This window comes from Micromonospora sp. CA-249363 (genome assembly GCF_050950185.1).
Classification (GTDB): Bacteria; Actinomycetota; Actinomycetes; order Mycobacteriales; family Micromonosporaceae; genus Micromonospora.
This window is the reverse complement of the sequence record NZ_CP192020.1, coordinates 3,575,144-3,586,806: the sequence shown is the minus strand read 5'-3', so window position 1 is coordinate 3,586,806 and position 11,663 is coordinate 3,575,144. Positions and strand designations below refer to the sequence as shown.

Sequence of the window (11,663 nt, the reverse complement as noted above, 5' to 3'; positions counted from 1 at the left end):
GAGGCGGGCGTGCCACTCTTCTTCTTGAGTTACGCCCAAGAGGACAACCGCAACAAGCAGGTGCACCAGTTCTTCATCGATCTCAGTGAGGCGGTGGGCGGGCTCGCCGCCCTGCACCGGGACGAGGCGGGGTTCATCGACGGCCGCATCCCACTGGGCAGCACGTGGCCGGACACGCTCTCCGATGCGCTGTCCACAAGCGCCTGTCTCATCGCGCTCACCTCACCCCGGTACGTCGTGAGCGACTACTGCGGTCGGGAGTTCCAGGTCTTCGCCGAACGGATCGACGAGCACGAGCGGCAGCACAGGGTCCGTCCACCTGCCATCGTGCCGGTGCAGTGGATCCCGTGTGACCGCCTGCCCGAGGCCGTCGCCGGCTTTCAGTACCGCAACTTCGCCACCGGCAACGCGTACGCCCAGGACGGACTGCTCACGCTCAAACAGCGGAAACGGCACGAGGACGACTACCGGGACTTCGTCGACGCGCTCGCCCGGCACATCGTGCAGACCGCTCGCAAGCACGAGCTGCACCGGCCGGCGCAGCGCCCCGTACTGGCCAAGGTGACGAGCGCCTTCGATCTGCCACCGAGGCCGCAGGCGCACCACGGCCCGGCCGCCTCGACGGCGGTGCAGCGCGCCACCAGCGCCCGACACGTGCACATCGTCCTGGTCGCCGGCAGCTCCGCCGAGCTCGCCGCCAGTCGCCCCGGCGCCGAGGACCGCTACGGCGCGGTCTCGCGGGACTGGCGGCCGTACCAGCCCGAGCTGGAGGTCCCGATCGGCAGCTGGGCCGGTGCCATCGCCACCACCAAGAGCTACGGCTGGACGGTGGAGGACGCCGAGGACCTGGCGGACGTGCGGGAGTGGGCGCGGGCACACAACCAGATCGTCGTGCTGGTGGTCGACGTCTGGTCCGCCGACCTGCCGCGCTACCGGGTGAGTCTGATCCGCCACGACAGCGACGAAGACTCGCCCCGGTCGCCGGTCCTGGTGCCGTGGACGGCCGCCGACGCCGCGGCCGCCGACGGCAACCGCAAGATGTGGGACACCCTGGCCCGGGTGCTCCCGCATCACGTCGTGCACAACGACCGCGACGTGTGGCGCACCGAGATCGCGACCTCCGCGCGCTTCCAGGAGGAGCTGGAGGACGTGCTGGTCGTCGAACAGGGCCGGATCTACCGCACGGGCACCGTCTACCAGGAGCCGCCCACCGACGGCCCCGGTACCCGCCCGATCCTCGAAGGTCCCTAGGGGAGGCACGTCATGGCGCTGAACGAGACGGCACGCGGCCAGATCGTGACCTTCTACTCGTACAAGGGTGGCACCGGCCGCACGATGGCGCTGGCCAACGTGGCCTGGATCCTGGCCAGCCAGGGCCTGCAGGTGCTCGTCGTCGACTGGGACCTGGAGTCTCCGGGCCTGCACCGCTACCTCCATCCGTTCCTGCGCGACAAGGAGCTGCGGGCCACCCCCGGTGTCATCGAGATGATCTGGGATTACTCGATCGCCACGATGCAGCGCAACCGGGACGAGGACTCCCAGGAACTCCTCACCGGCCACGCCAAGATCCAACGTCGTGCGGTTTCGCTGAACTGGGACTTCAGCCATGGCGGCGTGATCGACTTCGTTGCCGCCGGTCAGCAGGACTCGGCGTACTCCCGGTTGGTGAGCACCTTCGACTGGGCCAACTTCTACGAACGGCAGGGTGGCGCGTCGTTCATCGACGCGGTCCGGGCGCAGATGCGCGCCGAGTACGACGTGGTGCTGATCGACAGCCGTACCGGCCTCAGCGACGTGGCCGGCATCTGCACCGTGCAACTGCCCGACCTGGTGGTCAACTGCTTCACCATGTCCACCCAGAGCATCCGGGGCGCGGCGGCGGTGGCCCGCTCGATCCGCAGCCAGCGCCCGGACGACCCGCCACTGCTGCTGCCGGTGCCGATGCGCGTGGAGGACGCCGAGCTGCGCAAGCTGGAGACCGGTCGAGATCTGGTGCGTGCCGAGTTCGCCCCGTTCCTCGACCACCTCTCGGAGGCGGAGGCCGCCCGCTACTGGAACACGATCGAGGTTCCCTACCGCACCTTCTACGCCTACGAGGAGATCCTCGCCGCGTTCGGTGACCGGCCGGAGCAGGTCGGCACCCTGCTGGCCGCGTACGAGCAACTCGCCTCGGTGATCACCGACGGGCGGGTCACCCAGCTGCACCCGATCGGTGAGGCGGACCGACGACGGTCGTTGACCGAGTTCGAGCGCAGCCGACTCACCGCCGAGCAGGCCGTGCTGCTCAGCTACGCATCCGCGGACCGGCTCTGGGCCGAGTGGATCACCGACCAGTTGGAGGACGCCGGGCTGCGGGTGGATCGCCGCGCGCTGGACGTGCCGGTGCCGGCCCGCGGGCGGACCGAGTTCGACCGGGCCGTCAGCGGCGCGAGCCGGGTGCTGGCCGTCCTCACCCGGCACTACGTCGGCACCCATCTCGCGGGCGAGGTGTGGAAGAACGCCACCGGCCGGGACCAGCTCGGCGGGGTTGGCGTGCTGGTGCCGCTGCGCGTCGACGAGTCGCGGCTGGCGATGCCGTACAGCGACCACAGCCCGGTGGACCTCACCGACGTCGACCCGTCCACGGCCCGTAGCCGGCTGCTGGAGGCCGCCGGAGTCACGGTCACGGCCGGCGGGCGCGCGGTCGGCCGGTTCCCCGGCTCGTCCCCGGCGATCTCCAACGTCCGCCAGCACGGCACCCCGTTCGTCGGGCGGGCCGTCCAACTCGAGGCGCTGCGCGACCGGCTCACCACCTCACCGGACCCGGCCATCCAGGTCGTGCACGGCCTCGGCGGTGTCGGCAAGACCCAGCTCGCCGCCGAGTACGCGCTGCGTTTCGCCCGCGACTACGACGTGGTCTGGTGGATTCCGGCCGACAGTGACGACCGCATCCGCGGTGGCCTCGCCGACCTTGGCCAGGCGATGAAGCTGGGCACCGGCGGTGGCGCCGAGGCCGCCCGGCGGGTGCTCGACGCGCTGCGCCGCGCCGGGCCCGACCAGCGTTGGCTGATCGTCCTGGACAACGTCGACAAGCCGACCCACGCCACCCGGGCGCTGCTGCCGCAGGGGCCCGGCCACGTCCTGCTCACGACCCGGGACCAGAGCTGGGGCGAGTACGCCACCGCGACCGAGCTGACCGTCTTCGACCGCACCGAGAGCGTCCAACTGCTGCGCGACCGGGTGCGTGGGCTCACCGAGGCCGAGGCCGCCCAGGTGGCGGAGAAGCTCGGCGACCTGCCGCTCGCGGTCGAGCAGGGCGCGGCGTACCTGCGGGCCAGCGCCATGCAGGTCGAGAAGTACCTGAACTCCCTGGACACCCCCGGCCTGCTGCGCATCCTCGACGGTCGGCAGTCCGCGGGCTACTCCAAGGCGCTCGCCGCCACCTGGCTGTTCACCCTCGGCCAGTTGCGTGCGGAGAAGCCGGCCGCGGCCCGACTGCTGGAGCTGTGCTCGTTCTACGCGCCGGAGCCGATCCCCGTCGCCATGCTCACCGGCGACCGCTTCGCCACCTTCATGGCACCGATCGATCCGACGCTCACCGACCCGATCCTGCAGGGCCTGGTCACCGCCGAGCTGGGCCGCTACGGCCTGGCCCAGGTCGACGCCGAGAACAACACGGTGCAGATCCACCGGCTGGTCCAGCTCGTCATCCAGGACCAGCTCAGCGACCCCGACGTGGCCCGCCGGGAAGCCCAACTGCTGCTCGCCGCCGCCAACCCCCGGGACCCCGACAAGCCCGTCAACTGGCCCGAGTACGCCGAGCTGTGGCCGCACGTACGCCCCAGCGGCCTGCACCTGTCCACCCTGGACGAGGCGCGCCAGCTCGTCGTGGACATCGTGCGCTACCTCTACCGGCGCGGCGACTACGACACCAGCCGCGCCCTGGCCGAGGAGGCGTTGAACGGGTGGCGCGACACCGACGAGGACGATCCCACCCGCCTGCGGATGCGCTTCCACCTGGCCAACGTGTTGCGCGCGCAGAGCCAGTTCGACCAGGCGTACGACATCGACCGGGAGGTCTACGACCGGCAGCGGCGGATCTTCGGCGAGGAGCACCTCTACACCCTGATGACGGCCCGCAGCCTCGGCGCGGACCTGCGCGCCCAGGGCCTCTACCACGAGGCCGAGGCGCAGGACCGGCGCACGCTGGAGTTGAGCGTGCGCACCTTCGGCGACGACAGCGGCCGGACGCTCACCGCCGAGAACAACCTCGCCGTGTCACTTCGCCTGGTCGGTGACTTCCGTGGCGCGGCCGCGCTGGACCAGCACATCCACGAACGGCGGCGGGACCGTTTCGGCGAGGACGATCCGTCGACCCTGGCGTCGGCCAGCAACTACGGTCGCGGCCTGCGCGACATCGGCGAGCTGTGGCGGTCGCACACCGTCCTGCAGCGCGCGTACACCACCCAGCAGAAGGTGAACGGCCCGGACCATCCGGAGACCCTGCGGACGGCCAAGGAACTGGCGCTCACGCTGCGTCAGCTCGGCCGTTTCGCCGACGCGCACCGGCTGATCGAGCGGACCGTGGTCCGTTACCAACGCACGCTCGGCGGCGAGCACGCCGACACCCTCTCGGCCGAGATGGCCCTGGCCACCACCTGGTCCGCGGTGGGCGACAACCAGACCGCACTGCGGATGGCGCGTCGCCTGCGCGACGGCTACCAGAGGCTGCTCGGCGAGTCGCACGCCATCACGCTGGCCTGCCTCAACAACCTCGGCGTGCTGCTGCGCAAGCAGGGCGAGCACACCCAGGCCCGCGAGCTGTCCCAGCGGGTCCGCGACCAGTTGCTGGACAGCCTCGGTGATCGGCACCCGCACACCCTGCTGGCCACGCTCAACCTGGCCAACGACCTGTTCGCCCTCGGCGACGGCGAGAACGCGTTGCTGCTGGACACCACGGCGTACGTGGAGCTGACCCGTGCGTTGGGCGCCGAGCACCCGGACACGCTGTCCGCGTCGGTCAACCTCGCCTTGAGCCGCCAGGCCACCGAGAGCGAGGCGGACGCCGGCCGGGCGCTCTTCGACGAGGCGTTCGGGCAACTGGTGCAGCTCTTCGGCGGCGACAACCCGCGGGTCGTGCAGGCCCGCCAACGGGAACGCTCCAACGCCTACATCGAGCCGGCGCTGCTGTAGACCCGCACCGCCCCGTCGTTCGGCGCAGCCCCGCCACCCTGCACCGTTCCGGCGTCCACGCCCAGCCAGGTCCCGACGGCGTCGGGGTCCCACCTCGACCACCTCTCACGCGTCCTTTGCTCTGCTTCACCCCAGGCAACACTTGTGGGCCGCGAGTGTTGCGTCCGTTGAAGCAGAGCAAAGGACGCAAGTGACCCCTGAGGGTGGATCCGGAGGTGGCCGGCTCCAGGGGGTGGATCCGGAGGCGGCCGGCTCCTGGCGTCGGATCCGGGGGCGGCTGGTGGCTGGCGTCGCCGCACTGGCCGAGCAGCCTCGTCCGCGGCCGACCGGTCAGGAGGGCTGTGTCAGCCAGGCCGCGAGGGTGAGCGGGTCGGCGTCTCCAAGGGTCTGGCTGAGCGCCCGTACCAGCTCGGGCCGGTGGGTCAGCACCCGCGCCGCCGCCGGTTGCCCGGTGTGGTGTGCGGCCAGGGCGAGTCCCACCCAGGCGTCGACATCGCCGGGGTCGGCCGCGAGACGTCGCCGGTACCCGGCCAACGCGTCCTCGGAGTTGCCCGCCGCGTACGCCTGGTCGCTCGGGCTCGACCCGCACGGCCCGCCGCCGCCCAGCAGACGGTGGCGGACGGCGGCCTCGGGGCCACTGGCCACGGTGAGAGCGGGCCGGGCCGGGGCCGCAACGACCGTCGACGCCGCCCGGTCGAGAGCCGGTGGCAGGCCCTGTCGCCACGCGTGCGCCAGGCGGGCCACCCCGTCCGGGTCGGGCCGCAGGTTGGCCAGGGTCCAGCGCACCGCGCCGGCGTCCGCGACGTCCCGCACGGCGGCCTCCACCGGGCCGTCGAGCGGGTCACGCCAGCCGTGCAACGTACGCGCCATGTCGGCCACGAAGGACCGACCGGCCTCGGTCAGCTCGGCCGCCCCGGCGAGCTGCCGGACCGCGCGGATGGTCTGCTCCCGCCAGTACGCGTACTCGAACGCGGCCGCGGTGCCCTCGTGCCGGCGCTGCCGCCACACCTCGGCCACCCCCAGGTGGGCGTACGCGCCCTGGAGCAGCGCGCCGACCGGGCGCGGGTCCAGCCGCCACGGCGCCCGGTAGCGCGCCGGGCCACCTGCCGAGTGCAGCGGAACGAGATCGAGGAGCGCGCCGAGTTTGGTGTGCTGCACCTCGTGCACGAGCAGCAGCGCGAGGGTCCGCGCGTCGGCCGGTACGGAGAGCGCGATGGCCCCCAGCGCGTCTCTGCTGGTGGCGCTCACCGGGTTGCCCGAGGGCGGGGGTCGCAGCGGTACGAGCGAGCGCAGCAGACCGGCCAGCGCGTCGACGTGCGCCGGAAGGTGCTCGCGCAGCCACTGCCCGGCTTCGGCGGCCAGACGGTCCAGACGGGCGGCCCCGGCGTCGTCCAGCCGTGGCGCGGACGGCCGGTGGTAGCAGTTGCGCCACGGGTCCTGGTCGTCGACCAGCACCCCGGCCGCGTCGAACGGCACGGTCCGGCGCGCCGGCTGCCAGCCGATCCGGCCGTTTCCCGCATTCAGCAGCCGACCGTCGCGGGCGTCGACGCGTACCCCGTCGTCGGCCGCGCCGACGTCGATGCGCAGCGCGCCGGCCGCGCCGCTCAGCCGCACCGCGTCGTCGGCGCGCAGGCCCGTCGCCGCGCCGACCGTCGGCAGCGGCAGTACGCCGTCGGCCGGGCGGGGCAGGGTCAGCGTGAACGTCAGACCGGCCCGGACCGCCGCCGCCGTGGCGAGCGTCGCCAGGTAGGTGGGCCCGGCGGCGCCGTCGAGCGCGGCGCGGGCCCAACCGGTCACCGGTGGATGGGCCAGCACCGCGGCTACCGATGCCGCGTCGGCATGCTCGGCCCGGGTCAGCAGCTCCAGACTCTGCCGCACCAGCGGCCCGTCCGGGCACGCGCGGGCCGCGGCGACCGTCAACAGCCGGCGGCGACCGAGTTGCCCGCCGCGCAACACGGCGATGGTGTCGGCGTCACCGTGGCCGGCGGCCAGCCCGGCGAGCTGCGCGGCCGTCAACGGGGCCGTCACGGGCCCACCGCCGGCACGCTCCGACCACGCAGCGCCTCCAGGTCGGCGGTCACCCTCTCCTGGACGTGCCGGATCAGCCGGAACAGGTCGGCGCAGTAGACCGACGGGTGGTCGAAGCCGACGCCGTCCCGGAAGCGGTGCGCGTAGAGGCCGCCACCGCAGACACCGACGACCGGACAGGCCCGACACTGCGGGGCGAGCGCCGCGATCCCGGTGGGACGCCCGGCCAGCGACGGGTGCCGCAGCGCCTCGTCGAAGCTGTGCCGGAAGACGTCGAAGCCGGTGCGCATCACCGACGCGGTGGTGGTCTTGAGCGTGTCGGTGCCCTCGATGGTGCCGTCGGTCTCGATCGTCATGACGTCCGGCTCGGCGACGCCCAGCGCCTGCGTGCCGCTGCGCCCGCCCAACAGCAGCGCGATGAGCGACTCGAACAGCCGGATGCCGGTCCGTCGGGGCGTCTCGGAGTACCAGCGGTCGAAGACGGCGATCAGCCAGTCCGCGTACGGGGTGGCGGGGTCGTCCGGATGGCAGCCGGGTGGGGGAGCGCTCCAGTTGCCGTGCGGCAGCAGCAGATCCAGCCGGGGCGGGTCGAACTCCCGCAGGCCCTCGTAGACGGCGATCGGGTCGTTGGCCAGGTCGACGGTGCAGAGCAGGCCGGCGTAGCGGGCCCGGTGTTCGGGTCGCGCCAGCAGGCGCAGCGCCGTAGCCACCTCGGCGTAGCTGCCGCGCCCGTCGGCGTGACGGCGGTGGCGGTCGTTGGCCGTACGGTCACCGTCCACGCTCACGCCGACGTCGATCCCGTGCGTGTGGCACAGCTCGAGCGCCGCCTCGTCGAGCAGCAGCCCGTTGGTCTGCATCGCCACATCGAGGGTGACGTCGGACGGCATCGCGGCGCGCAGCATGCGTACCGTCCGGTCGAGCACGGCGACACCGGCGAGCAGCGGCTCACCGCCGTGCAGCACCACCCGGACACGGTCCACGCCGTGCCGGGCGAGGTGGGCGGCGAGCCGGTCGGCGACCCGGCGCACGGTCCCGGGGGCCATGATCCGGGGACGGGACCGCCAGTCCTGGTCGGCGTGGCGGTAGACGTAGCAGTAGTCGCAGGCCAGGTTGCATCGTGAGTGGATCTTCAGCACCACCTGACGGATGTGTGGCGCGACCGCGGCAGGGCGGTGTCGGGTGGCCGACGGCGAGGCGTCGGCCGGCACGGTCAGAAGCTCGACTCGAACGCCGACACGTCGCCGGGTCGACCCTGCTCACCTTCGGCGGCCAGCGTGCCCAGCACGTGCGCCAGGACGCCGTCGCCGGCGCCGGCCAGCAGGTCCGCCAGGGGTACGTCGCCGAGCTGCACCAGAGCGGTGCCGACAGTGCCGGAGATGGGCGGCTGGTCGTGGTCAGCCACCGTGGACCGTCCTTCGGTCGAAGGCCGGCACCTGAGTCACCGCTGCGCTCACTCCGCCTTTCTACACCATCGCACCCGGCCCGCGAGGGCGCGACACCGTACCCCGTACGCGCTGGCCACCGTGCCGTTACCTGGCGTACCACCACGGCCCTTCGGCGTCGGCGGGCCGACACCCGTCCGGTCGACCTGTCGATGTGGGCGGTCGTCGTTCGTATGGAGGATGAGGGGTCGGCATCGTGTCGACCGTCGCCGCGAGGAGGAACGATGACGCTGTACCTGCTCAGCATTCACCAGCCCGACGGCGGGACACCGGAGCCGGAGTTCCTGGCCCAGGTCATGCGCGAGGTCGGTGAGCTGCGGAACGAGCTCGTCGCGGACGGGTCGTGGGTGTTCGGTCAGGGCCTGCACGGGCCGGAGACCGCGACCGTGCTGCGCCCCCGCGACGGTGACGTCCTGGTCACCGACGGGCCGTTCGTCGAGGGCAAGGAGTACCTGGGCGGGGTCACCATCATCGACGTGCCGGACCTGGACGCCGCCCTGCGCTGGGGTCACCGCTACGCGCTGGCCACCACCCTGCCGATCGAGGTCCGTCCCTTCCGGGGCGCCGGCGGCTGACCGTGCCGGACGTGGAGGCGGTGTTCCGTGCCGAGTACGGCCGCGCGGTCGCCGTCCTGGTGCGCCTCCTCGGCGACATCGACCTCGCCGAGGAGGCCGTCCAGGACGCCTTCGCCGTCGCGCTGCGGCGCTGGCCGACCACCGGCGTACCGCCCAGCCCGGCCGGTTGGATCATCACCACGGCCCGCAACCAGGCCGTCGACCGGCTGCGTCGGGAGGCGACCCGTGCCGAGCGGCACGCCCAGGCGGCTCTGCTGTACGCCCCCGACCCACCCGCCGAGGAGGGGCCCGTGCGCGACGACCAGCTCCGTCTGATGTTCACCTGCTGCCATCCGGCGCTCGCGCCGGCCACCCGGGTCGCGCTCACCCTGCGCCTCCTCGGCGGCCTGCGTACCGCCGAGATCGCCCGCGCGTTCCTGGTGCCCGAGGCGACGATGGCGCAACGGCTGGTGCGGGCCAAGTCGAAGATCCGCAACGCCCGAATCCCGTACCGGGTACCGGGCGACGCCGACCTGCCCGACCGGCTGCACGCCGTGCTCGCGGTGCTGTACCTGGTCTTCAACGAGGGGTACACGGCCAGCAGCGGCCCGAACCTGGTCCGCGCCGACCTGTGCGCCGAGGCGATCCGGCTGGCCCGGCTGCTCGTCGAGCTGATGCCGGACGAGCCGGAGGCGCTGGGACTGCTCGCGCTGATGCTGCTCACCGAGGCCCGCCGCGCGGCCCGCACCACCGCCGAGGGCGACCTCGTGCCGCTGCCCGAGCAGGACCGGGGCCGGTGGGACGCCGCGTTCGTCACCGAGGGGCAGGCGCTGGTGCGCCGCTGCCTGCGCCGCGACCGGCCGGGGCCGTACCAGATCCAGGCCGCGATCGCCGCCGTGCACAGCGCCGCGCCCCGCGCCGCCGACACCGACTGGGGTCAGATCCTGACGCTGTACGACCAGCTCACGGTCATCGCCCCCGGCCCGGTGGTGGCGCTGAACCGGGCCGTCGCGCTCGCCGAGGTCGCGGGCGCGGCCGTGGCGCTGGCCGAGGTGGACCGGCTCGACCTGCCCGGCTATCACGTGCGGCACGTGGTCCGCGCCGACCTGCTGGTCCGGCTCGGCCGCGACGGCGAGGCCGTCGAGGCGTACCGGACGGCCGTGACGTTGACGGACAACGCGGCCGAACGGGCCTTCCTCGCCGCACGCGCGGCGGCGCTGGCCGCGGGCTGACCGCGCGTTTGCCGGTGGCCCACCCGGGAACCCGAGCCGCCCGTCGGCCCGGGTTCCCGCCCGTGGCCGCAGCAGTGGACGGAGGCGGAGATGGCGTACCGTGCGGCGACCGTCGACGCCGCTGCCGACCTCGGCATGCTCACCCTCGGCGTCGAGGAGGAGTTCCTGCTGCTCGATCCGGTCAGCGGCGGCAATCTGCCGGTGGCCGACGAGGTGCGGGCCGCGCTGCGCGGACCGGCCCGCGACCAGACCCGCCAGGAGTTCCGGCACAGCATGGTCGAGATGGTCACCCCGGTCTGCGCCGATCTCGACGACCTGCGTACCCACCTGGTGGCGCTGCGGCGATCGGCCGTCGACGCCGCCGCGCGGGCCGGCGCCCGGCTCGTCGCGGTCGGCGCGACGCCGATGGCCGAGCCGCACCGGACGGTGCCCGACGAGCCGCGCTACCACGCCATGTCCCGCCGGTACGGGCCGGTGGCGCACGATCCGGCGGTCTGCGGCTGCCACGTGCACGTCGGGCTGCCGGACCGGGAACTGGCCGTGCAGGTCTGCAACCACCTGCGGGTGTGGCTTCCGGTGGTGCAGGCGATCACCGCCAACTCGCCGCTGCACGACGGGTACGACACCGGCCACGCCAGTTGGCGGTCGATGCAGTTGGAGCGCTGGCCCAGCATCGGCCCCACCCCGTACTTCGACTCGGTCGCCGACTACGACCGCACGGTCGACGAGCTGATCGCCGCCGGCATCATGCTCGACGCGGCGATGGTCTACTGGTACGCCCGGCCGTCGTCGGCGTACCCGACGGTCGAGGTGCGCGTCGGCGACGTCTGCCCGACGGTGGACGACGCGGTGCTGGTGGCCGCCCTGGTCCGCAGCCTGGTCGCGGTGCTCGCCGAGGACGTACGCGCCGGTGTGCCCGCCCCGCGGGTGCGCGACTGTCTCGTTGCCGCGGCGCACTGGCGGGCCGCCCACGACGGCCTGGACGGTGACCTGATCGACCTGCGGGCCGGCGGCGCACGGCCGGCCTGGGACCTGGTCGACGACCTGATGGCGACGGTAGCCCCGGCGCTGCTGCGCCACGGCGACCTCGGCTACGTCCTGGCCCAACTGGCCCGGCTGCGCCGCGACGGCACCGGCGCGGCGCGACAGCGCCGGGTGCTCGACGACACGGGGGACCTGCGGGCCGTCATCGACGACCTCGCCGCCCAGACCGCCGCCGCCTGACGGGCCCGCCG

8 protein-coding genes are annotated in these 11,663 nt (G+C 73.3%); 5 read left to right on the top strand and 3 right to left on the bottom strand.

What is annotated here, in order from left to right; all coding sequences use genetic code 11:
- The first annotated feature begins 9 nt into the window (after positions 1 to 9).
- On the top strand, positions 10 to 1,251 hold the full coding sequence (locus tag ACQPZK_RS16530; RefSeq protein WP_433533809.1) for a TIR-like protein FxsC: 1,242 nt from the start codon (positions 10 to 12) through the stop codon (positions 1,249 to 1,251).
- Between the two features lie 12 nt (positions 1,252 to 1,263).
- Entirely contained in the window at positions 1,264 to 5,172 is a 3,909-nt protein-coding gene (fxsT, locus tag ACQPZK_RS16525; protein ID WP_433533808.1) for an FxSxx-COOH system tetratricopeptide repeat protein, read from the top strand.
- 330 nt (positions 5,173 to 5,502) lie between these two features.
- Here the strand turns inward: fxsT and ACQPZK_RS16520 are convergent, their stop codons facing one another.
- The 3 genes from ACQPZK_RS16520 to fxsA are packed head-to-tail and all read right to left on the bottom strand — an operon-like array spanning position 5,503 to position 8,602.
- Positions 5,503 to 7,200: an aKG-HExxH-type peptide beta-hydroxylase gene (locus ACQPZK_RS16520; protein WP_433533807.1), complete on the bottom strand. Its 1,698-nt coding sequence runs from the start codon at positions 7,198 to 7,200 to the stop codon at positions 5,503 to 5,505.
- On the bottom strand, positions 7,197 to 8,408 hold the full coding sequence (locus ACQPZK_RS16515) for an FxsB family cyclophane-forming radical SAM/SPASM peptide maturase (RefSeq protein ID WP_433533806.1): 1,212 nt from the start codon (positions 8,406 to 8,408) through the stop codon (positions 7,197 to 7,199). Before ACQPZK_RS16515 ends, ACQPZK_RS16520 begins: the two co-directional genes overlap by 4 nt.
- A 2-nt stretch (positions 8,409 to 8,410) precedes the next feature.
- Positions 8,411 to 8,602 (bottom strand): FxSxx-COOH cyclophane-containing RiPP peptide, encoded by a 192-nt coding sequence (gene fxsA, locus ACQPZK_RS16510; RefSeq protein WP_433533805.1) that lies wholly within the window; start codon positions 8,600 to 8,602, stop codon positions 8,411 to 8,413.
- 264 nt (positions 8,603 to 8,866) lie between these two features.
- Between fxsA and ACQPZK_RS16505 the strand changes: the two genes are divergently transcribed.
- The 3 genes from ACQPZK_RS16505 (at position 8,867) to ACQPZK_RS16495 (ending at position 11,652) form a co-directional block, all read left to right on the top strand.
- Entirely contained in the window at positions 8,867 to 9,217 is a 351-nt protein-coding gene (locus ACQPZK_RS16505) for a YciI family protein (protein ID WP_433533804.1), read from the top strand.
- Between the two features lie 2 nt (positions 9,218 to 9,219).
- The gene (locus ACQPZK_RS16500) at positions 9,220 to 10,428 is read left to right on the top strand and encodes an RNA polymerase sigma factor (RefSeq protein ID WP_433533803.1); all 1,209 of its coding nucleotides are present in this window, start codon (positions 9,220 to 9,222) and stop codon (positions 10,426 to 10,428) included.
- Between the two features lie 90 nt (positions 10,429 to 10,518).
- On the top strand, positions 10,519 to 11,652 hold the full coding sequence (locus ACQPZK_RS16495) for a carboxylate-amine ligase (RefSeq protein WP_433533802.1): 1,134 nt from the start codon (positions 10,519 to 10,521) through the stop codon (positions 11,650 to 11,652).
- Positions 11,653 to 11,663 lie beyond the last annotated feature (11 nt).